This is a genomic window from Tatumella sp. UCD-D_suzukii (assembly GCF_000611875.2).
In the GTDB taxonomy this organism is placed as follows: domain Bacteria; phylum Pseudomonadota; class Gammaproteobacteria; order Enterobacterales; family Enterobacteriaceae; genus Tatumella; species Tatumella ptyseos.
This window is the reverse complement of record NZ_JFJX01000057.1, coordinates 1-22,037: the sequence shown is the minus strand read 5'-3', so window position 1 is coordinate 22,037 and position 22,037 is coordinate 1. Positions and strand designations below refer to the sequence as shown.

19 protein-coding genes and 1 pseudogene are annotated in these 22,037 nt (G+C 51.5%); all 20 read left to right on the top strand.

Annotated elements, in window-relative coordinates; all coding sequences use genetic code 11:
• Positions 1-21 precede the first annotated feature (21 nt).
• Complete coding sequence (locus CG67_RS13490; protein ID WP_025903473.1) at positions 22-792, top strand: hypothetical protein; 771 nt, start codon at positions 22-24, stop codon at positions 790-792.
• A 210-nt stretch (positions 793-1,002) separates the two neighbouring features.
• The gene (locus CG67_RS13485; protein ID WP_025903472.1) at positions 1,003-1,650 is read left to right on the top strand and encodes a DUF2931 family protein; all 648 of its coding nucleotides are present in this window, start codon (positions 1,003-1,005) and stop codon (positions 1,648-1,650) included.
• A gap of 1,055 nt (positions 1,651-2,705) precedes the next feature.
• Entirely contained in the window at positions 2,706-3,323 is a 618-nt protein-coding gene (locus CG67_RS18575; RefSeq protein WP_235501137.1) for a hypothetical protein, read from the top strand.
• Positions 3,316-4,089: a hypothetical protein gene (locus CG67_RS13470; RefSeq protein ID WP_025903469.1), complete on the top strand. Its 774-nt coding sequence runs from the start codon at positions 3,316-3,318 to the stop codon at positions 4,087-4,089. Before CG67_RS18575 ends, CG67_RS13470 begins: the two co-directional genes overlap by 8 nt.
• A 109-nt stretch (positions 4,090-4,198) precedes the next feature.
• On the top strand, positions 4,199-4,969 hold the full coding sequence (locus tag CG67_RS13465; protein ID WP_025903468.1) for a hypothetical protein: 771 nt from the start codon (positions 4,199-4,201) through the stop codon (positions 4,967-4,969).
• A 4-nt stretch (positions 4,970-4,973) separates the two neighbouring features.
• Complete coding sequence (locus CG67_RS13460; RefSeq protein ID WP_025903467.1) at positions 4,974-5,747, top strand: hypothetical protein; 774 nt, start codon at positions 4,974-4,976, stop codon at positions 5,745-5,747.
• A 557-nt stretch (positions 5,748-6,304) separates the two neighbouring features.
• Positions 6,305-7,459: a hypothetical protein gene (locus CG67_RS13455; protein ID WP_025903466.1), complete on the top strand. Its 1,155-nt coding sequence runs from the start codon at positions 6,305-6,307 to the stop codon at positions 7,457-7,459.
• On the top strand, positions 7,446-10,865 hold the full coding sequence (locus CG67_RS13450) for an ImcF-related family protein (RefSeq protein WP_025903465.1): 3,420 nt from the start codon (positions 7,446-7,448) through the stop codon (positions 10,863-10,865). Before CG67_RS13455 ends, CG67_RS13450 begins: the two co-directional genes overlap by 14 nt.
• Entirely contained in the window at positions 10,865-12,460 is a 1,596-nt protein-coding gene (gene tssA / locus CG67_RS13445) for a type VI secretion system protein TssA (RefSeq protein ID WP_025903464.1), read from the top strand. The genes CG67_RS13450 and tssA overlap by 1 nt, the downstream gene beginning before the upstream one ends.
• Before the next feature lie 32 nt (positions 12,461-12,492).
• On the top strand, positions 12,493-13,224 hold the full coding sequence (locus tag CG67_RS13440) for a hypothetical protein (RefSeq protein ID WP_025903463.1): 732 nt from the start codon (positions 12,493-12,495) through the stop codon (positions 13,222-13,224).
• Positions 13,225-13,286: 62 nt separating this feature from the next.
• Complete coding sequence (locus tag CG67_RS13435; protein WP_025903462.1) at positions 13,287-13,817, top strand: DUF805 domain-containing protein; 531 nt, start codon at positions 13,287-13,289, stop codon at positions 13,815-13,817.
• A gap of 20 nt (positions 13,818-13,837) precedes the next feature.
• On the top strand, positions 13,838-15,601 hold the full coding sequence (gene tssF / locus CG67_RS13430; RefSeq protein ID WP_025903461.1) for a type VI secretion system baseplate subunit TssF: 1,764 nt from the start codon (positions 13,838-13,840) through the stop codon (positions 15,599-15,601).
• Positions 15,556-16,659, top strand: coding sequence for a type VI secretion system baseplate subunit TssG (gene tssG, locus CG67_RS13425; protein ID WP_038024831.1), 1,104 nt, complete (start codon positions 15,556-15,558; stop codon positions 16,657-16,659). Before tssF ends, tssG begins: the two co-directional genes overlap by 46 nt.
• Positions 16,640-17,176: a type VI secretion system lipoprotein TssJ gene (gene tssJ, locus CG67_RS13420; protein ID WP_025903459.1), complete on the top strand. Its 537-nt coding sequence runs from the start codon at positions 16,640-16,642 to the stop codon at positions 17,174-17,176. Before tssG ends, tssJ begins: the two co-directional genes overlap by 20 nt.
• Complete coding sequence (tssE, locus tag CG67_RS13415) at positions 17,169-17,621, top strand: type VI secretion system baseplate subunit TssE (protein WP_025903458.1); 453 nt, start codon at positions 17,169-17,171, stop codon at positions 17,619-17,621. The genes tssJ and tssE overlap by 8 nt, the downstream gene beginning before the upstream one ends.
• A 33-nt stretch (positions 17,622-17,654) precedes the next feature.
• The gene (locus tag CG67_RS13410) at positions 17,655-18,125 is read left to right on the top strand and encodes a hypothetical protein (RefSeq protein ID WP_025903457.1); all 471 of its coding nucleotides are present in this window, start codon (positions 17,655-17,657) and stop codon (positions 18,123-18,125) included.
• Between the two features lie 66 nt (positions 18,126-18,191).
• Entirely contained in the window at positions 18,192-19,547 is a 1,356-nt protein-coding gene (locus CG67_RS13405) for a VasL domain-containing protein (protein WP_025903456.1), read from the top strand.
• Between the two features lie 108 nt (positions 19,548-19,655).
• Positions 19,656-19,859, top strand: a complete 204-nt coding sequence (locus tag CG67_RS13400; RefSeq protein WP_025903455.1) for a hypothetical protein — start codon at positions 19,656-19,658, stop codon at positions 19,857-19,859.
• Between the two features lie 2 nt (positions 19,860-19,861).
• On the top strand, positions 19,862-21,772 hold the full coding sequence (locus CG67_RS13395; RefSeq protein WP_074011245.1) for a phospholipase effector Tle1 domain-containing protein: 1,911 nt from the start codon (positions 19,862-19,864) through the stop codon (positions 21,770-21,772).
• Positions 21,769-22,037: pseudogene (locus CG67_RS13390) on the top strand (hypothetical protein); the annotation flags it as partial. The gene CG67_RS13395 and the pseudogene CG67_RS13390, both read left to right, overlap by 4 nt.

Here is a 22,037-nt window from a genome sequence, read left to right as displayed (position 1 = left end):
CCCAGGAGAATGTAATGAAAAATGTATAATTCATCTAAATTCATTCTGTTTACGCTGATGTTATTTTCCCTGACAGGATGTATTATTAGCAGGCCAGTAAACAAAACATTAGCCCCGCCTGCGGATACCAAATGGGTCAATATTGAAATAAAAAATCCCTCTCAGTATACGGAGCCTTTTCCTCTCGGGGTCAGATATATCTCGTCTGAATGTAAGAAAAAAAGAATCAGCGGATTTGATGGCTCAGTGATCAGTGAGCCCTCTTATAACGTTATCAGGATCCCCATGCAGCAGGAGGACGGGGATATCTGGAAAGCAAAAGTCGCTATGACGGGGGGGGGCTCATGTAAATGGAGTCTGAGTGCGGTCACTTTAGGTATAAGCTATACTGATGCGACACACCTTGGAAAAGACCTTGTACCCGGAACCGGAGCTGGGGTGAAGCTTGCTTTTGACAGTGATGCTTCTCGTAATGGACAATTTACCTTTGTCACTGGAAATGTAGATTTATATCCTAAATATTATCCTTATATAAGAGAGAAAAAAATGGGGGAGATAGAGAACAGCTTATCTCTATTTGGTAAGAAAGACTTCCTGTCATTGCGTGTTGGTGAAATTAGCTCTGTGAATTTTTCTCCTGAAATAGATGAGAGGAAAATAACAAGGTTTGTCGGGTTAGAAAAAAAAGTAAAAGGTAAATATCCAAAAATCATTTATCCGGACGGAAGTGTTGCTTCTGAAAGAACTCTTTTCCCTGATTTTGATAAGGTCGACAAAATGAACATTTATTGATTCGGTAATCCTCCCATTTTTAACGGAGGTGATAAGCAGAATCAGGTCAAGGCCCGGCGAAGCATGGCCCCTGGTTCATCAGAGACCGCCACCGGGATGTGTGTGTCTTGGAATTTATCATAATTTAAACACACCAGTGTGCTAAATATCTGTCAGTCATCCAAACCCCGGTTGGGTCAGGGCTGTCTGGAATATGCAGGGAGGAAAATCATGAAACCGATGAGCAGAATAATTTATGTATTATTACTTGTGGCTTCTGCCAGTGCCTGTTCTAAAGCGAAGCCTGACAGTCTTAAAGCGCCCTGGGATAAGTGGTTTTTTGCTTTTACTACTCCCAAAGCTTTGCCGGCCGAGGTGACATTGTTAAAGCTACTGGATGTTGACGGTTATGCATGGACATACAGAACTATTAATCAGCCACAAGGTATCAGTGTCGGAAAATGGGATGAAGAGAACTCAGCAGGGAATACGCATTTTAATAATGCCGACAGATTGCCGCAAATAATGATATTTTGCTGGGACTCACTCATTGATAGAAAGGTTTATCAGTCCACTTTATTTTTCACTCAGGACACATGGAATAAGATGGTTACCCCTTACCCGGATGTTTCAAATCCCGCAAAAAAAGCATACCGGCAAACCATGCTGATAGGTCTGGCTCCTGAGGGGAAAGTACGGGTCTGGCTAAGACAATATAGCCATTCAGATATCCCTCTGAATGATACAACCATAAGGACAGTCTCAGGGGAAGAGCTTGATATGTGTAAAGGGGTGACAGTAAGTAATTTTTCCTATGGATATAGCGATAAAACTAAAGAATTTATCGAGGGTAAAGAATATCCATATGGTTCATGGTGAATATTCTTATTTTGAAAATAGTGGGTATTTAATATCATCTGCTTATCTGAATGAGGGCTGAAGAGTTGAGTGGAAATCTTAAAGTTAGCCCTTTTTCGTAATTTCCTTTTACGGTGAAATTGAACGGGAAAACTTTCAAGGAGAATTATCGTCTTATGGAATAAAAGTAAATTAGCGGGTAGTGGTACATTGGCGTTTTATCTTCGGGTTAACTTCCCTAATGCAACAGAGAGTATTTCTGGTCTCTTTGGTTCAGATGCCGGAATTACATCGCTTGAGAAAGCTATCAAAGTGTTGTTTTGGGAAAAATACGTAAAATACGTATCTGAAAATAACAGATAAAAAAAGGCCGCACCGTCAGTACTTTTAATAAAAAATTTCCGTTGCTTCTTATTATTACTTATGATATCTATGTGGGGAAGAAATGAAACTTATCTTAAAACGGGATTTGGTGTTGTATTTATGGGCTTTTTTTGACTTCTTATATATTACCAGATTTATCTGGCTAAATGTGTCACAGGGACGGCTCCCATTAATTGATGATCTACGCTACTTTAATGAGTTTTATTATGAGCAGGGTAAATATGCGCTGGCCATTTTCTCTTTGTCGTTTTTACTTAATGTGTCAATACTATTTTCTTCTATGTTGTTTTTAATTAAATGGAAATATTCTCATTGGCTTGTTTATTTCCAGCTCCCTCTCAGATTACTCTTTTTGATACCTTCAGTATCATTATTTCCATGGTTGTTTAAAATCATGTCCACCAAAGCTTTGTGGTTGTTTTTTTCTGCTGTTATTGTCTCTGAAATAATTAAGGTCGCAACATTTTGTCTGCTCAGGAGAGAGAGTAAATGACTTTTTCTTACATCAAGTGATGGGGTGAATAGCATTATTTAATTAAAAAAACAAATAAAAGCAGATGCCATAAGTTGTTCTATCGTGCAGGGTATCGCTACCGGTCAGGTAAGTGAGCAGACCCATATGTTGGTCAGGAACGGATTTTAAGGTGCGTTGGCACTTATATAAAACTTAGTGGGGGATATTTAACCGGAGTGTGCGTAAGCAGATGGTTGCCTGGGGGGATTGCTTCTGGCACCACGGCAATACAGTAGCCTTTCTCACGGTAACCCAGAGTCGGGAATGGAAAGAGTGTAAGAGATCCCTTCTAACCCCGGCGGGATGTATTGCCATCAGAAAGTTGCTTCCGATAAAAGCTAAACTCTATCTGGTGCCCGCTCTGGCACAACAGGATATGCAGCAGGCGGGCCAGAAGCAGAAAGAATTCAATGCGTCACTGACACCGGCGGATTTGGCTGAATTTTTCCCCAAAGGCAGCAATCCGGACAGAGGGGCTAATTTAAATCTTTTCGAACACTTTATGACCTCCTATATGCCATACCTGTGCAACAAGCTTCTTGAATTGATTGATAACGCCGGAATAGTGGAAAAACGTACCTTTACTGAACATATGTATAACGTTGATTCATTCAGGGAGCAGATGGCAGAATACAAAAATGAAGTACCTGAGAAAGAGTTAGCAAGGAATAATATTTTTCTTAATATAGAAGGACTGCCTGGTGTATCGCTTACTCCGACGTTATCTATGCCATCTGGTCACGATACCCTTTTACGGTTTGCTAAATACCAGGAAGAGGTAATGGAAAATGTATAATCCATCTAAATTCATTCTTTTTACGCTGATGTTATTTTCCCTGACAGGATGCATTATCAGCAGGCCAGTAAACAAAACATTAGCCCCGCCGGCGGATAGCAAATGGGTCAACATTGAAATAAAAAATCCCTCTCAGTATACAGAACCTTTTCCTCTCGCGGTCAGATATATCTCGTCTGAATGCAGGAAAAAAAGAATCAGTGGATTTGATGGCTCAGTGATCAGTGAGCCCTCTTATAACGTTATCAGGATCCCTATGCAGCAGGAGGACGGGGATATCTGGAAAGCAAAAGTCGCTATGACCGGGGGTGGCTCATGTAAATGGAGTCTGAGTGCGGTCACTTTAGGTATAAGCTATACTGATGCGACACACCTTGGAAAAGACCTTGTACCCGGAACCGGAGCTGGGGTGAAGCTTGCTTTTGACAGTGATGCTTCTCGTAATGGAATATTTACCTTTTCCAGAGGTGATTTAAATATTGCACCTAAATATTATCCATATATATCCGAATGGAATCTTGGTGAGAAAAGCAAAGAGTTATCTCTCTTAGGTAAAGTGGCTTTTATATCTTTTAGGGTTTACGATTTGAAAAAAATTCAGTTTTATCCAGTGGTGGATGAACGTAAGGTTGTAAAATATATTGGGATAGAAAAAAAAGTAAAAGGTATTTACTCTAAAATAATATATCCGGATGGCAGTGTTGTTTCCGACGGGACTGTCTTTCCGAGTTTTGATAAAGTCGATAAAATGAAGGTGGGGAAATAGAAGTGACGGATATTCCCTTTAATTCTTTCCCAGTCAATTAACTTATCGCGCTTATGCGCCAGTGCTATGCTTTTACGATTTTCTAAATACAAGGAAGAGGTAATGGAAAATGTATAATTCATCTAAATTCATTCTCTTTACGCTGATGTTATTTTCCCTGGCAGGATGTATTATTAGCAGGCCAGTAAACAAACCCTTATCCCCCCCGGCAGATACCAAATGGGTCAATATTGAAATAAAAAATCCCTCTCAGTATACAGAACCTTTTCCTCTCGGGGTCAGATATATCTCGTATGAATGTAAGAAAAAAAGAATCAGTGGATTTGATGGCTCAGTGATCAGTGAGCCCTCTTATAACGTTATCAGGATCCCTATGCAGCAGGAGGACGGGGATATCTGGAAAGCAAAAGTCGCTATGACCGGGGGTGGCTCATGTAAATGGAGCCTGAGTGCGGTCACTTTAGGTATAAACTATACTGATGCGACACATCTTGGCAAAGACCTTGTACCCGGAACCGGAGCTGGGGTGACGCTTGCTTTTGACAATGATGCTTCACGCAATGGGCAGTTTGATATTCTATCTCATAATAAACCAATTTTTTCTCCGAAATATTTTCCATTAATTAAAACTAATAAAATGATCCGTAAAACTGATTCTTTGAGTATTTTTGGTAAGGAGGATTTTTTACAAAAGAGAATATCTAATTTAAATGATTCTGTAACTGTTAAATTTATACCAGTTTTAGATGAGTCGAGAATAGTGAAAATGGTTGCGCCAGCAGAGTATAAGGTGGGCGCATACTATAAAATCATATATCCTAATGGTACTGTTGTATCCGATGGTTCGACTCACCCTGATATAAGGGTAATGGAAAAATAGGAAAATGTATAATTCATCAAAATTCATTCTCTTTACGCTGATGTTATTTTCCCTGACAGGATGCATTATTAGCAGGCCAGTAAACAAAACATTAGCCCCGCCGTCGGATACCAAATGGGTCAATATTGAAATAAAAAATCCCTTTCAGTATACAGAACCTTTTCCTCTCGGAGTCAGATATATCTCGTCTGAATGTAAGAAAAAAAGAATCAGTGGATTTGATGGCTCAGTGATCAGTGAGCCCTCTTATAACGTTATCAGGATCCCCATGCAGCAGGAGGACGGGGATATCTGGAAAGCAAAAGTCGCTATGACCGGGGGTGGCTCATGTAAATGGAGCCTGAGTGCGGTCACGTTAGGTATCCGTTATACTGATGCGACACACCTTGGCAAAGACCTTGTACCCGGAACGGCGGTAGGGGTGAAGCTTGCTTTTGATAGTGATGCTTCCAGAAATGGGCAGTATAGATTTCAGCAAGGGGATTTGATTTTATCACCAAGATATTATCCTTATATAACAGAGTGGAACCTTAATAAAAAACTGAAAGATCTGTCTCTTTTCGGAAAGGAAAGTTTTTTAACGTACAGGCTTATGGATGGGTTGAATATTTTATTTTATCCATCATTAGATGAGAGTAAAGTAATCAAATACATTGAGCCAGGAAAGAAAATAAAAGGGGTTTTTCCCAAGATAATATATCCGGATGGCAGTGTTGTTTCCGACGGGACTGTCTTTCCTAATTTTGATAAGGTCGATAAAATGAAGGTGGGTAAATAGAAATAGCAGGTATTTACTTTAATCCTTTCCCGGTTAATTAACGTGTCGCGCTTATACGCCAATGCTATGTTTTTACGATTTTCTGAATGCCAGGAAGAGGTAATGGAAAATGTATAACCCATAAAGATTCCTTCTGTTTCTCCTGGCAGGATTCAGCATTATACAGAGGGGAGTATCCAGATAAAGCACTATGCATTCGACATTCAGCGAACGGAAAACCTTTTCAACACAGGCATTATCCTGCCCCCAATACTCTGCCGGCATAGGTTGTATTGTTAAAACTGTCAGATGCAGATAGTTATACATCAATATATCGGACTATTGATCAGCTTCAAGGCATCAGTACAGAAGAATGGAGTAAACTAAAATCTACAGGTAATACATAGTTTAACAAAGCTAATAAATATTGCCCAAACGAGGGGCATATCATTAATACCTTTATTTAAGGGTCACCTGAATGGATCCCGGATGGTCAAGTCATTGTCGTGCGTGGCAGCCACTGTGAATGGAATTACCAGGTGATCTCCACTGCGCCGGATTGCGCAATAGGATAAGTAATGAGCTGGGAGCGTCAGAAATCACCTCTATCGGCTAAGCCGGAAGAACCTTCATTTATCCTGTGGATGCTATCGGGAGGGCTGGCACTGGTCGGGTGCGTACTGTTGTTTGTCCTGCATGCTAATCAACTGGCAGGGCCACTTCAGACATTCAATCTTTGGGTTGTTACTGTATTCCCTGCGGTGACCTGGTTTTTCTTTTTCTGTTTTCGTGGCTGGCTCTATAACAATGCTTATGACAGACACGAATTCGAATCCGCTGAAGCCCGGTTTGCACAACAACAGTGGATGGAATGGGCTGGTCGCAATATCGCCGTATTGTACAGCGGTGTTGTACTGCCTGCACATCTGACACCGAAAATATTTTTAGCTCCCCCGCCAACACTGGAGAAGAGCACATCTCTGCCCCGACGAATTTTTCTGCGCGATGATGAAACGCATTTTTCTGTTTTGCTGGCGGGGTTAAGTCCGGCTCTGGCTGCGTTGCCTTCAGAGATAGTCCCCACGGTTACGCTGCTGACAGATTCTCACGATGACGCTCCGACCCTGCAGGATGCATTTGTGCATGCCTGGCAGACAGATCTGCCGGACCGTTCGGTACCACCGCTGATTATTGTTACGTCAAAGTCCTTCATTTCACTGGATGAACGAATTAAGTCTCCGACGCTGGATGTGGATTTACTCCTTATTCACCAGTCACAGGGACGGGATGCGTACAGCGATGCGCTGGCTATCCTGCTGTTGACCTCCGATGATGTCGCCACAAAATACCAGCTTTCTCCTGATGCCCGTCTTTTACGTCCTATGGCACTGGATAGGGCAATATCAGAAAAGTCCCTGGAGACATTTTTCGCGATACAGACTCAGGCCTGTGCCACTGCCTGTATTGTTGGCGACAAGGTGGAGTGGGGGAATACATTTTCCGATCTGCTCGATGTCACCAAAGATCATGGCTGTCTCTGGAAGCCTGAACAGCTTCATTGGCTTGAGCAATATGCCGGACTCAGCGGCCCCTTTTCTCCATGGATACTGGCTGCCGTTGCCAGCGATATCGTGAAGATACAAAAAGCAGACTGCCTGATGCTTTCGAGCGATAGCGAGCAGAAATTTATCAATACAGTGCAAACAGGGAACAGAAATAATGACCACAGGTAATTCGTCATGGCGTGGAGGGTGGGGCAGGCTGGGTTTCTTAGCCCTCATTGCAGGGGGAATTGCCTGGCTGATTTGGTACTTTGGCGACCAGGCGGGGCTGCACACTCCGCTGATGAAAAGCCTGGCGTTTGCCGGTGCGTTATTTCTGTTACTGGTGGTTCGCCATGGCAAAACAGTTGGCCTGGCTATCAGGCAGGTCTGGCATCGTAGTCAGGCTAAGCGGAAGAATGTTCTGCCGGGGGACGAAAGTCGCGTCAAACAGACGGCTCCCGTTAACGTTACCGTGGCAGCCATTCGCGAAGCGATGCGTAATCTCTATTGCCGCCATTGGGGCAGAAAAGTTCGCATTTTGCTGATCACCGGCTCCGTCAGTGACGTGGAGCAACTGACCCCGGGGCTGACGGGCCAGCTCTGGCAGGAAGACCGGGGCACGCTGCTGCTATGGGGTGGTGATCTCAATACCCCGGCCGACAGTGCCTGGCTGACCGCACTGCGCAAACTGCGTCGTCGTCCGGTGGACGGCATGGTGTGGGTGACCTCCGCCTTTGACCAGCTTTCTGCCCCTGGTCTGGAGCAGCCGCTGCCGGTGCCTTCTGAAAGCACTCTGGACTCTCTGTCTCATGCCATCAGTACGCGGATGGATGCGCTGGGATGGAAGCTCCCGCTGTATGTCTGGTCATTGCATCCGCGTGCCGGTCAGCCAGAGGGGCGTATTGTGCAGGCGACAGGTTGCCTGCTGCCTGCCGGGTGCCGGACTGAGGGGCTGACTGAACAATTGGCTTCCCTGACACCGGTTCTGACCACGCAAGGTCTGCAGCAGACCTGTGATGATGTTAAACACAACTTTCTGCTGATGCTTGCCGGGCAGCTCATTCATGCACCGGAGAGCCTGACCGCACCGCTGTCGGTGATGCTTAATCCGTACCGTCCGCTGCCGTTGGCCGGGGTGGTGTTCAGCCAGCCTTCGGCAGGAGCTGAGCGCAGTGTGCGGCATCACTGGGCCATGGATAAGCGTTGGGAGGTTTTGCCGCAATCTGTCAGGAAGCTTCCTGCAGCACTGCGTCCCGTCAGGCCAGGCCCGCCCTGGGGCAACATGCTGGCCTCTGTTGCCGGGCTGCTGATGGTGTTTTCGGCAGTATGGATGGGCGTGTCATATCTCAGTAACCGTAACCAGATTAACAGTGCCTATGCCCAGGCAACGCTTGCTCTCAGACAGAATATGCCGCCGGAGCAGCGTCTGCAGGCACTGTCTGAACTGCAGAAAACGCTCGCCCGGTTGCAGTACCGCGCTGAGCACAGCGTGCCGTGGTACCAGCAGGCGGGTCTGAGCAGGAATGATGCCTTGCTGGCGGCACTCTGGCCACATTATCAGAACAGCGCGCAGCCTTTGCTGCGTGATGCTGCCGCTGACCATCTGCAGACACAGCTCAATGCCTTTAATGCGTTACCCGCGGGCAGTCCGCTGCGTGAGCCGCGGGCCAAAACCACCTATGATCAGCTTAAACTTTATCTGATGCTGGCGCGCCCTGAACATATGGATGCCACCTGGTTCAGTTCTGTGTTACTGAATGACTGGCGGAAGCGTCCCGGTGTGAAAGAGAGTGTCTGGCAGGGGATGGCTCCGTCACTGTTATCGTTCTATGGCGCGCAGCTGATGGCGCATCCGACGTGGAAGATCCGTACCGATGAGGCCATGGTCAGTCAGGCGCGTACCCTGCTGGTTCGCTTACTGGGCGTACGCAATAGCGAATCGACCCTCTATCAGAAAATGCTCTCTCAGGTGGCGCATTTGTACGCCGATATGCGTCTGGAGGACATGACCGGTGATACCGACGCCGCCCGGCTGTTCAGCACTACCGAAATCGTGCCGGGCATGTTCACCCGCCAGGCCTGGGAGCAGGCGGTACAGCCTGCGATTGATAAGGTGGTGAAGGCGCGCCGGGACGAACTTGACTGGGTGCTCACTGACAGTAAACGTCAGGTTAATACACAGGAAGATGCCTCCCCGGCGGTGCTGAAAAGTCGTCTGACGGCGCGTTACTTTGCGGACTTCGGCGGTGCGTGGCTGGCGTTCCTCAACGGCCTGCGCTGGGAGCCGGCAGCGACGCTGTCAGATTCCATTGATCAGCTGACCCTGATGGCTGACGTGCGTCAGTCACCCCTGGTGGCGCTGATGAACACCCTGAATGCTCAGGGACGTACCGGACAAACCGGCGAGGCGATATCAGATTCGCTGGTGAAGTCAGCAAAAAACCTGCTCGGTGCTAATAACAGAGGTGTCATTGATCAGAACACCGGCACCCAAGGCCCGCTGGATGGAACCTTTGGTCCGGTGCTGGCGCTGATGGACAAAAGCAATACCGGGGCACAGGCGCTGAGCCTGCAGTCCTATCTGACCCGCGTGACGCAGGTGCGTCTGCGTCTGCAGCAGGTGACCAATGCCGCCGACCCGCAGGCGATGACCCGGACCCTGGCTCAGACGGTCTTCGAGGGCAAGGCGGTCGATCTCACTGATACACGTGACTACGGCAGCCTGATTGCGGCCAGTCTGGGTCAGGAGTGGAGCGGCTTTGGCCGCACGATATTTGTGAGCCCGATGGAGCAGGCCTGGCAGCAGGTGCTGACGCCGGCGGCCGAAAGCCTGAATGCGCTGTGGCAGCAGGCGGTGGTTGCGGAGTGGAACAGAGCCTTCGGCGGACGTTATCCGTTCAGCAACGCCAGCAGCGATGTATCCCTGCCGTTGCTTGCCAAATACCTCAATGCGGATACCGGGCGTATCGTTCAGTTTTTGCAGACCCGTCTGCAGGGGGTGCTGCACCGGGAAGGCAGCCGCTGGGTACCGGACAGCATCAATTCTCAGGGGCTGACCTTCAACCCGGCATTCCTTAACACCATCAACACCCTCAGCCATATCGCGGATGTAGCCTTCACCGGCGGGAATGCCGGGATGAACTTCGAGCTGCGGCCGGGGACGGCGGCCGGGGTGATGCAGACCGATATCATTATCGATAGCCGCAAGCTCAATTACATCAACCAGTTACCGGAATGGAAACGTTTCAGCTGGCCTGCGGATACCGTGGCACCCGGAGCCAGCTTAAGCTGGATCAGCACCCGGGCCGGCACCCGGCAGTATGCGGATATCCCGGGTGCCTGGGGCTGGATACGTTTGCTGGATAAAGCGGTGGTCAGCGCTTACCCGGGCGTTGGCAGCAGCTACAGCCTGAGCTGGAAAACACAGGACGACCACCTGCTTAATTATACCCTGCGTACCGAAGCGGGCGAGGGGCCGCTGGTACTGCTTAAGCTACGCAATTTCCGTCTGCCGGATACCATTTTCAGCACGACCGCGGTGGCAGCATCAGACCAGGTCGCCAGCGCGGCCAGTAATACAGAGGATGTTTACTGATGAGTACATTGAATGCCTTACTGAGTGCCTGTCAGACTGAACAGACACCACTGCTTGAGGCTTCCCGTGAGCGCGCCGCGCAGTGGGATAACTGGCTGCAGCCACTGTCAGGGTCTTCGCCCGCGGGCGAAGACCCTGGTTATGATGATGATTTCCAGCAAATGCGGGAAGAAGTCAACAAACTCACCGGAGCAGATACGGAGCTTATCTGCCAGCTGGCGGAGAAGCTGCTGACCACGACCGCCAAAGATATTCGTGTTGCTACCTACTACTGCTGGGCAAAACTGCACCGGGAGGGCGAGCAGGGCCTGGCCGAAGGGCTGGAACTGCTGGCCGGGTTGATAGAACGTTTCGGCTCGCAACTGCATCCGCAGCGTGACCGCAGCCGCAAGGCAGCGCTGGAATGGCTGGCCGGTTCGCGTATGACGGATTCTCTGTCTCTGTACCCGGAAGTGGTCCGGCAGGATGCGGTGCGGACCGCCGGGGCGCTGCTGCTGATAGCGACGCTTACCGAAAATGATCCCGATGAAACCCGACCGCAGCTAAACGCGCTGTATGGCGCACTGGAAAGCCGTCTGCAAAAAGCCGGAGGCATGGATGCGGTGGTGCCGCAGAATGCCAGTCACCATGAAGCCTCTCCTGCGGTGATCCCCGGTGATGCTCCGGCCATCGGACGTATTACCTCCGGTCAGGATCTACTGGCACAGGGCAGGACGCTCGCTGAATATCTGCGTGAGCAGCCGGATGGCTGGCTTTCTGCGCATCACCTGATGAAAAGTCTGCGCCACGATACGCTGCGGGCGATCCCGGCACCGGATGCGCAGGGCCGAACGCGCATTGAGCCGCCAAGGGCGGACCAGCGTGCGTTGCTCAAGCGTCTGTATCTGCAACAAAGCTGGGCTGAAATGCCGGAGGCTGCGGACAACGCTTTTTCCCGCGGCGCTAACCACCTGTGGCTGGATTTGCAATGGTATATCCATCAGGCGCTGATGAAGTCCGGCCAGCACACGCTGGCTGACATTATTACCGCTGACCTGAAAGGTCTGCTGACTCGTTTGTCCGGGCTGGAAACACTGGCGTTTAGTGACGGTACGCCATTTGCCGACGAAGTCACGCTGAACTGGATCCGCCAGAGCGTGCTGGATCCCACCGACGGATGGGGCAACGATGCGCCCTCTGTTCCTGTCAGCGCCGGTCACGATGACATTCTGGCACTGGAGCCGGAGGCGCTGGCGCTGGCTGACAGTAACGGCCCGGAGGCGGCGCTGGGGTGGTTGCAGAACCGTCCCGGTATCACGACGACACGTCAGCACTGGCTGCTGCGTCTGCTGATGGGGCGTATCGCGGAGCAGTACGGAAAGAATGATCTGGCAATACACCTGTTTGCTGAACTGGGAGAACGTGCCGGAAAGGTGAGGCTGAGTGACTGGGAACCCGCGCTGTTATTTGAGGTTCAGGCCCGTCACCTGAAACTCCTCAGGCTGAAAGCCGGTCGCAGTGAAACGGATAAGGTTCACCTGGGCCCGCTGATGGAACAATTACTGTCCGGACTGATTGCGATTGATCCGGTCCGGGCTTCTGTCTTGTGTGCGTAGTCTGTTTCCAAATAAAACGAATGGGAAAGGTAATGAACAAAAAATTTTTCGCGGTAATGCTGTTTATCTCAGTTTATTTACTGAGCGGATGTGCTACGGGACTTCTCTGGACGTTAAACAGTCCGGGTAGTGGTCCAAGTTATGAACGTATTGAAGTCTATACGGATGAAATCCAGTCGGCTTTTGAATACAAAAATGTCAACCTGAGGACTCAATCATCTTCGGGACGAACCGGAAATATAGCACTGCCTTCTGAAGGTGTTGGATTCGTGGGTAAAGATAATGTGTATTTTGTGACGCACAATGGCAATGATTTGCTATTACTTCATAAACTCATGAAAGAGATCCCGCTTAAAGCCGGCGGGAAAAGTAAGTATATAGATATTAGTCTGAGCGGCGTTTATCCGAAGTATGGCAACGGCGGGTTTTATCAGCAAATCAATATAAAAAGCCAGCAACCTGCATCATCATTAACCGATGAAGAAAAAAAACAACTTACGGATGCTTCTTTTCAGTTAACTAACGGATTTTACCAACGGTCTGTTGTGATCAAAGGGGCGATTATCAAAAAATCAAGATTCGGGGGCGCTATTGCGGGTGAAGCCTCCCTGAATAAGAGCTATCAGGTTCGTTTTTACAGGGACAAATATAGCAGTGGCATATCCGGCAAGACGCTTGCATTCAATTTACTGATGACCCCGGTGACGCTAACCGGCGATATCCTGCTTATTCCTGTGTATATCGTCGCGATGTTAAGAGATTGATAAATCATTGCGCATCATGGACTGAATTATCAATGACACGACCTTTCTGAGGCGAGGGATTTATGTCGAAAAGTTTCCGGAGTTGCTACTGGTCTGTGTGGAAAAAGACGTTTGTTTATTCCGGGTGTACTACCCGATATGAATTCTGGTCATTTATCATCATCAATATATTTATTTTTTTGCTTATCGCGGCAGGGAGCTATTATCTGCTTGTCAATAGCGTAGCCGATGGGATCACTGCCCGGGTGATGGCATGGAAGTGGGTATATTATATTTATATTCCTTTACGCACCTTTGTACCTTTAATTTTATTCTTTCCGGTTCTTTCGGCTGGAGTGCGTCGTATGCATGACATCGGAAGATCAGGAGGATGGTTTGTGGGTCTGGTGATCACCGAACTTTTTGTTTTACCGGCGATCAGCCTGCTGGTGTATCACATGTTAACGCATTTTCTGCCGGAGACTGAAAGCCAGAGGATAGTCGAGGGGATCAGCATCAGCATGAGTCTTATTGTGGCGGTTATCCTTGCAGGACTATGTTGTAACGCCACAAAAATACAAGACCCGGCCTTATCTTCTGACGTAATGAACTAATTTTCCGGGGGATTGATTTTATGGAAGATTTAACCCTGCGCTATTACGACGCCGAAATGCGCTATCTGCGTGAAGCGGCGAAAGAATTTGCACAAGCCCATCCGGATCGGGCGGCGATGCTGGATCTCAATAAAGCCGGGACGCCGGACCCCTATGTGGAACGTTTATTCGAAGGTTTTGCCTTCTCGATGGGGCGGTTGCGCGAAAAGATAGATGACGACCTGCCGGAACTGACCGAAGGGCTGGTCAGCATGCTCTGGCCACACTATCTGCGCACCATTCCCTCGCTTTCGGTGGTGGCTTTTACCCCGGCACTGCATGCGATGAAAATGGCAGAAGTGGTACCGGCCGGTCTTGAGGTTTATTCCCGGCCGGTGGGGCCAAAGAATACCGTCTGCCGCTACCGTACCACCCGGGATCTGCAGCTTAATCCCCTGAGTGTGGCAGAGGTGGTCATGACCACGGAGGCGGACGGACGTTCGCTGCTACGGATACGCTTTGCCTGCAGCAACCAGGCCGACTGGTCCCGGGCTGACCTCAGCCGACTGAGCCTGTATCTCGGGGCGGATGCCCCCGTCAGCAGCCAGTTGCATCTGATGCTGACCCGGCGGCAGGCGGCCCTTTACATGCGGCTGCCCGGCCAGACAGATCGTATCCGGCTTGACGGGTATTTCTCTCCCGGGGGGTTTGCCGAAGAGGACGGACTGTGGCCGAAAGGGGATACCGCGTTCAGCGGCTACCAGCTGCTGTTGGAATATTTCACCTTCCCCGACAAGTTTATGTTCGTTCACCTTCACGGGCTGGAAGGCATTACGCCTCCTGCCGGAACGGAATATTTCGACATCGAGGTGGTGTTCAATACCCTGTGGCCATCTGATCTGCCGGTGACCGGCAATGCCGTCCGGCTGCACTGCGTACCGGTGATAAACCTGTTCCCTCTGGAAGCCGACCCGCTCACTATCACCGGGCTGGAAAGTGAATATCTGCTGCGGCCCAAACGCCTTCAGGACGGGTATACCGGGATTTATTCAGTGGATTCGGTCACCGGGTCCCATCGGACAAATGACGCAGAGTATGTCCCGTTCAGCAGTTTCCGTCATAAAGGAGGAATGATGCGCCGCCATGCGCCGCCGCGTTATTACCACACGCGTGTGAAGCGCAGCGTCACCGGGTTATATGACACCTGGCTGATCCCGGGCGGGCATCAGTGGGAAGATGATCGGTTATTTGAACGTGAGACGGTGTCGCTGAAAATTACCGGGACCAACGGCCAGTTACCGCGCCGCGCGCTCACCAGTACGCTGCTTGACCGCTGCGAGCAGGTGGTGCAGACGCCACTGTCGGTGATCAACCTCTGCAAACCGACGCTGCCGGTTTATCCCCCGGCCGAAGATCGTTTTCACTGGCGGGTGCTGAGCCATCTCGGTTCAGGATTCCTCAATATGATGAGTACTGCGGAGGTACTGCGTGGCACCCTGGCGCTGTACAACTGGCAGGAAGATGAACTCAACACCCGACGTCTGGAGGCGATCCTGCACGTGGCGCACCATCGACTGCAACGTTTTGAGCAGGGCTATCTGCTGCGCGGGCTGGATATTGAGGTGACTCTCGACGGCAACGGATTTACCGGAGAGGGGGATGTTCACCTGTTCGGCGAAATGCTCAACCGCTTCTTTGCGCTCTATGCCGATATGAACCAGTTTAATCAGCTTACCCTCATCGTTCAGCCAGAAGGAAAATGCATCCGGTGGAAAGAGAATCACAGTCAGCGACTGCCCGGCTGATAGCACAGTTGGGGGATCGGTTACCGTACATTAATTTTTACCGATTCTGCCAGTTGCTGGAGCAGAGCCAGCCGGATAAACCGGTGACCGGCAGCAGCTGGCAGGTGCAGCATGAGCCGATACGCTTCCGGCCCCATCCGGGGATGGGTTTTCCGGCCTCTGAAATCAAAGGCGCAGAATTGCCGGAGCATCCGTACCTGCCGCCGACCCTGCGTATCACCTTTATGGGGCTGTACGGTGTGGAATCGCCTTTGCCGACGCACTATATCGATGATATTGCACAGCAGAGGGAAGGGGTCGGGGCGACCATGGATTTCCTCGATATCTTCAATCACCGTCTGATTGCCCAGTATTACCGTATCTGGCGTAAGTACTCGTATCCGGCCACGTTTGAAGCGGGAGGAAAGGACCGGACGTCGCAGTATCTGCTGGGGCTGGCCGGACTCGGGATCAATGGCTGTACGGACAGCATTGCGGCACCGGCGTCACGCTTTCTGGCACTGTTGCCGGCCATGCTACTGCCGGGACGCACTTCAGAAGGTATGGCCTCACTGGTACGTTTGCTGGCACCCGGGACACAGGCCAGCGTCTGGCACCATGACAAACGCCGTGTGCCGCTGAGAAAGCCGCTGACAATGCGTGTCAGTCAGCCCGTTACCCTGAAAAACCGTCCGGTCATGGGCCATTATGCCACGGATGTGAACAGCCAGGTGCTGATGAGGTTAACTACCCGTGACCCGGACGAAGTGCAGGGCTGGCTGCCGGGAGGGGAGCTTCACGCGGACCTGATGGCGCTGCTGCATGTGTATCTCGGGTCACGTCTGGATGTCCGTCTGCAGTTATGTGTCGACCGCCGCCTGCTGCCTGATGCCATCCTGACGACGAAAGCCACTGCCAAAGCTGTGCAACTGGGGCGCACTGCCGTGATGCGGCCGCTGAATGCGGCCAACACTGGCACAGGCCCCGACACTATAACCATTAATCCTGGCCGTTATGAGCGGCTACAGGAAAATATTCACCGCAGGGAGACCGATGAAGATGGCGATTACCGCTGGTAAATTTCCTCTGGCTGCAATGGCCGCGGGTATCACACTGATACTGGCGGGCTGCGGACTGACCCGGAGTGTCACAGACGGCACGGTTGCCGTCACCAAAGCTATTTTTTATAAACAGGTAAAAACCCTGCATCTCGATATCCTCGCCCGTGAAGCGGTAAACAGCAACGATGGTGGTGTGGCGTTATCCACCGTGGTACGCATTTACCAGTTAAAAGACAGAAAAAGCTTCGACAGTACGGACTATCCGTCACTGTTTAAGGCGGACAGTCAGGCCCTCAAAACGGACCTGGTGGCGGAAAAAGATATTCGCCTGCAACCGGGCGGGGCGGTGGCAGTGGATATGCCGATGGAGGAAAGTGCGAAGTTTGTGGCGGTGGCCGGGATGTTTATGTCACCGGACCAGGTGAACAACACCTGGCGGGTCGTTCTGAGTCGTGATGACCTGGACCCCGATAAGGCCCGGGTGATTGAAGCCGGAAATAACCGGCTGACGCTGAAGGGGGTAAAAGATGAATGATGCCCCGCGTCCGTCGCTCTATGAAACCCTGTTTGGCAACGTCAGCGGTGGCCTCGATTTAGAGCAGATCAGTGAACAAAATCAGCTGATATTGTCGGTGCTCGACAATATGCAACGTATCCTCAACAGCCGGGCAGGAACGCTGGCACATTTACCCGATTACGGGTTACCGGATATGACCAAAATCCTGCAGGGTATGCCCGGTACCGCTCATCAACTGATGGGCACGCTATCTGCCGTGTTACTGAAATATGAACCCCGGCTGAAGAAAATTGAGGTGCTGTTGCAGGAGCAAATCCGGCCCGGTGAGCTGCGTTACGCCATTGACGCGGAGCTCAAAGGCGTGGGCCTGGTGCGCTACGGCACTGAATTTATGCCCGAAGGCAGGGTACTGCTGCGTCATCTCAGACAGCAACAGTATCTTGATCCCCGTAGCAGGCTTTGAGTGACCTCCGATACCAGGGATACACGATACCGTATGTCAGCCAAAACAAACTTTTTTAAAAAACTTCAGGCGCAGCAGGCGTCTACCCGGGAGACTAACAGTAAGGGCGAGGCCGATATTGAGGCATTTCGTCGGGGGCTGGGGGCGCTTCAGGAAAACGTCGTCGCCTGGCTTTCAGGAACCGGGATACAGGTCAGCGAAGAAAGCTGCGCCCTGACGGAAATGCTTATCAGCAATGCCGCTTTCACCGTTCCCTGCTTTTCCCTGCATTACGAACACCGGACAGTAAAATTTACGCCGCTCTTTTTGTATGGTCAGGGGGTCACCGGATGTGTGGAAGTGACCCTTGCTGCCGGCGGGCGGGCAGCCTCTCTGTGCCGGTTGTTTATGCGATCAGCGGAAAACCCTGTCTGGACGTACATCCCGGCCGGCACGCCGGGCGGACAGCGGGCAGTGTTCGACGAAGACGCCTTTTTCAGGATGATCGAAAGTCTGCTGCCATGACCGGTGGTATGTTTTTCTGAAGTCAGACCCTTTTTCTTTCTTTGCCTGCCGGTTCAGGGAGAACCTATGCAACGTACAGAACCCAGACATATCCGTACCGGGACCGATCCCCGATCATTCCCGGATTTCACCGCACTGCGTGATGAAATGAGTAAACAAACCCATCCCGCCCGGCCCGATATTCGCTGGGACCAGGTGGAACAACTGGCACTTTCGCTGTTTGAAAAAAATGGCATCGAGCTACAGACCGGTGCCTGGTACACGCTGGCCCGCAGCCAGCTGGCACGATATAGCGGAATGAACGAAGGGCTGAGTATTCTCAGTGCAATGCTGAACTACCAGTGGGCGCAGTTCTGGCCGCAAAGCCCCCACGCGCGCGTGGAGATACTGGCCGGTTTATTTCAGCGGTTGCGGAATGTGTTTCGCACATTTTCGCTGAGCCATGAGGATCGCCCGTCACTTTTACAACTGGAAACGACGCTGAGCGCCCTGAATGCGTTGCTGGTTCGGCAGACGTTACAGCAGGTCAGCCAGATCACGCCTTTATTACAGCAGGTACGCAGCGCCATTACGCGTCTGGAAAATACGCCATCCGCTGAACTGCCACCCGTGGGGATCACGCCGGTCGGGCCGGGAGTCTCAGAAGAGGCGGTGGCAGAGCAGACGACACTCAGCACGCCCCGGTTACTGTACGTCATCCGCCAGGCGCCGGCGGTTCAGGTTGATGTGGCTGACGAGGCTCCGCCACCGCCGAAACAGGGACGGGCTTTTATCGGCGGCATGGTAACCGCCTTTATGCTCAGCGCGATGGTATTTGCAGGCAGTTATGTTGTCAGCCGTCAGTCTCCGGCGGTGCAGTTACTCAATGCGGCATTACCGCCGCTCCCCCGGACCCTGACCCCCGCAGAAATTGCGGCGTTTAAAGAGGATAACGTGAAAGATGAACTGACGACGCAATGGATAAGCCAGGCATCTGCCCGGCTGAATGCGCTGACTGCACTGCCGCCGGACTGGAATATACGCTACGGACAGGAGCTGGTATCGCAGGCTCGCGGGCTGTGGCCGCAGCGCTCAGAGGTAAAGCAGCTGGAGGCCCGGTGGCAGCAGCATCTGGCACAGAACGGAATGTCCGCAGAAATGCTGAATGGCTGGCATGAAGGAATGCTCATACTGCAGGAACTGACGCAGGATCTGAATGCTCTGGATGGCCGGAAAGGAAAATACCTCACCGTCAGCGAGCTGAAATCCCGGGTATTCTCTGCGACCCGGGCATTTAATCAGTCAGTGCCTGTCGGGGAACAACTGCGCCGGATGTTTGCGAACCCTGAGCCGAAAACGATCCCCGAGGCGCAACGGGTACAGGCCGGAGAGCATCTGAAACAACTGATTGCGGGATATGCGGCACTGAACCGGGATCCCTGATCCGTAAATAATGGTATCCGTATCCTGCGATACCCCGCCAGGGCAGTCAGTGCCTGCTGCTCAGGTTTTTTGCCGGCACGCTTATCACTGTATGAAAAAGGAACTGATATGGAACATCAGTATGATAATACTCTCCTCCCGGCGGTGAACGTTTCGCCGGAACAGCCTGACATTCAGGCAAAACAGAAGTCCCCGATGCGGGAAGATGCAAAACCGTATAAGGGGAGGCCGCTCGCTTATCTTCGCGGGGATCCTGTGGTGGTGAGAGAGGGTGTCGCTGCAGAGAGTCGCCTGACCGCCGGAGGCCGATGATAATGCTGACACACAGAGGCTGTTATGTGCACGGTAAAAACGTCGGGCTGGACGGGGATAAAACCTCCACCGGTGCAATATGCATCGCGGCCCGCTCCGGCATGTCGGTCATGGGGAAGCTCAAGCTCTATATCGGCGATAAAACTACTCCCTGCCCGAAGTGCGGAGAAGCGGGGGTTATCATCAGCGGTGACTACCGGCAGACAAACGATGCTGCCGTTGCGGTGGACGGGGCGCAGATACGCTGCGGATGCCCGGCAGGGACACATTTTCTGATTGCCCCGGACACGGTGTCAGTGGCGGACCTGCCCCGGAATATAATGGCTGCACCGTCTGCACCGTCTGCACCGTCTGCACCGTCTGCTCCGTCTGCTCCGGCTACGGAACCGGAGCAGCATGCGCAGTCAGCCAGGAAAAAGCAGCCGGTACGGGAAATTACGCTGACTATTGGCGTGTTTTTTGACGGTACGGGCAACAATGCCGTTAACACTCAGAATATGATGAAAGCCTGCACCGGAGGCCATTACGCTCTCAGTCGTGCGGATGCCGGGTCCATCCTGAGTAAATGCGTCGATGAGAAATTTAACTTAACGGACGGGAAGGCGACAAGCTATAACGGGTATTACACCAATATTCACTGGCTGAGTACTTTGTATAAAGCAGACATCCCTGCAGATACAGGCACAGTTCAGTCAGCGCTTTATATTGACGGGATCGGTACCGATGCGGGTAAACCGGACAGCTATCTGGGGCAGGGGCTTGGTATCACTGACTCCGGGGTTGTTGCTAAAACAGATAAAGCCGTCTCTATGCTTGCAGACTGTATTCAGGACGTGCTGGATACAGCAGGTAAAAAGCAGAGTGAAGGCAGGGTTATTGTCAGCTCTCTGCAGTTCGATATCTTTGGCTTTAGTCGTGGTGCCGCCGCCGCGCGTCATTTTGCCAACCGTATTCAGTCTGAAGACCCGGCCATTATCAGCGCTATTCGCCAGGGGATGGCAGGTAAACCCTTTACGGGGTCCCCGTACGGGAAAACCCGCTTTATCGGCCTGTTCGATACCGTTGCCGCTATCGGTACGCCGGCCAACGGCCTGAATCCGCACAGCGCAGATACCGGTGACGTGAACCTCAGCCTGCGGCCGGGGGTGGCGGAGAACGTTTTCCATATCACCGCCGCGAACGAATGCCGTTTTAACTTTGCGCTGAACAGCGTGAAACCGGTATGGCCGGAGCTGGCGCTGCCCGGTGCACATTCCGATATTGGCGGCGGCTATCTGCCCGTCACCGGGGAAGATCTGTTCCTGACCCGACCGGCCGCGGAGACCGTGCCGTACAGCCTGCCCGGGGAAAAGACCCGGGTTTACCGGCAGGCAGTGGCTCAGCTACAGGCACTGGATACATACCCCTATCTGGCACCGCTACTGCGGACCCATAATATTTCGGCAGAAACCTGGTATGACGGCAGGCTTCCTGCGGATCATTACGGCCAGCTGCAGAAGCGCAGCTATGCGGCACTGACGCTGCGCGGACGGGTGGTCAGAAATGACTGGTCACGGGTGGTGCTGCGGGTCATGCTTGAGGCGGCGGAGGATGCCGGGGTGGTATTTGACCCCATCGACACAGCTAATCCGGATATGACTCTTTCTGATGAATTGTCTTCGCTATGTGATAAAGCACTGGCGATGGGGAAGGCGACCCGTAGCGGGCGGACACCACAGGCGTTTAGTCAGGATGAGCTGGACGTGATTGCGAAAAAGTATATTCACTGCTCAGCCCACTGGAATGCCATGGCGATAACTAAGAAGGGTCTTATTCGCGGGGGAGCATTTTTCTCTGAACTGCTTGGCTTTATCAATCGCCCGGATGAGCAGTGGCAACGGACCGTTTACAACATGGATGGACAGAAAGTATGAAACTGAACCCCCTGATCCCGCTGCTGATGACGGTAATGGTCAGCGGCTGCCATACCGGAGAGCCGCAGACACCGGAAGAGACAGGAGAGATGCCTTACGGCAAGGTCGGTTTTGCCTTTTTCACGCCCAGAGCCTTACCGGCGGTGGTGACCCGAGCGCTGATTATCGATAATGAGCAAGTCGTATCAACGTTCCGGACACTGGACAGTACTCAGGAAAATCCCGACAGCGTGGGCCGCTGGAGCAGTAAGGTAGGCCGTCGTGC

Excerpts from the sequence above, each read along its gene's own strand:
- CG67_RS13490 (WP_025903473.1), top strand. The coding sequence starts at position 22 with ATGTATAATTCATCTAAATTCATTCTGTTTACGCTGATGTTATTTTCC.
- CG67_RS13485 (WP_025903472.1), top strand. The coding sequence starts at position 1,003 with ATGAAACCGATGAGCAGAATAATTTATGTATTATTACTTGTGGCTTCT.
- CG67_RS13470 (WP_025903469.1), top strand. The coding sequence starts at position 3,316 with ATGTATAATCCATCTAAATTCATTCTTTTTACGCTGATGTTATTTTCC.
- CG67_RS13465 (WP_025903468.1), top strand. The coding sequence starts at position 4,199 with ATGTATAATTCATCTAAATTCATTCTCTTTACGCTGATGTTATTTTCC.
- CG67_RS13460 (WP_025903467.1), top strand. The coding sequence starts at position 4,974 with ATGTATAATTCATCAAAATTCATTCTCTTTACGCTGATGTTATTTTCC.
- CG67_RS13455 (WP_025903466.1), top strand. The coding sequence starts at position 6,305 with ATGAGCTGGGAGCGTCAGAAATCACCTCTATCGGCTAAGCCGGAAGAA.
- CG67_RS13450 (WP_025903465.1), top strand. The coding sequence starts at position 7,446 with ATGACCACAGGTAATTCGTCATGGCGTGGAGGGTGGGGCAGGCTGGGT.
- tssA (WP_025903464.1), top strand. The coding sequence starts at position 10,865 with ATGAGTACATTGAATGCCTTACTGAGTGCCTGTCAGACTGAACAGACA.
- CG67_RS13440 (WP_025903463.1), top strand. The coding sequence starts at position 12,493 with ATGAACAAAAAATTTTTCGCGGTAATGCTGTTTATCTCAGTTTATTTA.
- CG67_RS13435 (WP_025903462.1), top strand. The coding sequence starts at position 13,287 with ATGTCGAAAAGTTTCCGGAGTTGCTACTGGTCTGTGTGGAAAAAGACG.
- tssF (WP_025903461.1), top strand. The coding sequence starts at position 13,838 with ATGGAAGATTTAACCCTGCGCTATTACGACGCCGAAATGCGCTATCTG.
- tssG (WP_038024831.1), top strand. The coding sequence starts at position 15,556 with ATGCATCCGGTGGAAAGAGAATCACAGTCAGCGACTGCCCGGCTGATA.
- tssJ (WP_025903459.1), top strand. The coding sequence starts at position 16,640 with ATGGCGATTACCGCTGGTAAATTTCCTCTGGCTGCAATGGCCGCGGGT.
- tssE (WP_025903458.1), top strand. The coding sequence starts at position 17,169 with ATGAATGATGCCCCGCGTCCGTCGCTCTATGAAACCCTGTTTGGCAAC.
- CG67_RS13410 (WP_025903457.1), top strand. The coding sequence starts at position 17,655 with ATGTCAGCCAAAACAAACTTTTTTAAAAAACTTCAGGCGCAGCAGGCG.
- CG67_RS13405 (WP_025903456.1), top strand. The coding sequence starts at position 18,192 with ATGCAACGTACAGAACCCAGACATATCCGTACCGGGACCGATCCCCGA.
- CG67_RS13400 (WP_025903455.1), top strand. The coding sequence starts at position 19,656 with ATGGAACATCAGTATGATAATACTCTCCTCCCGGCGGTGAACGTTTCG.
- CG67_RS13395 (WP_074011245.1), top strand. The coding sequence starts at position 19,862 with ATGCTGACACACAGAGGCTGTTATGTGCACGGTAAAAACGTCGGGCTG.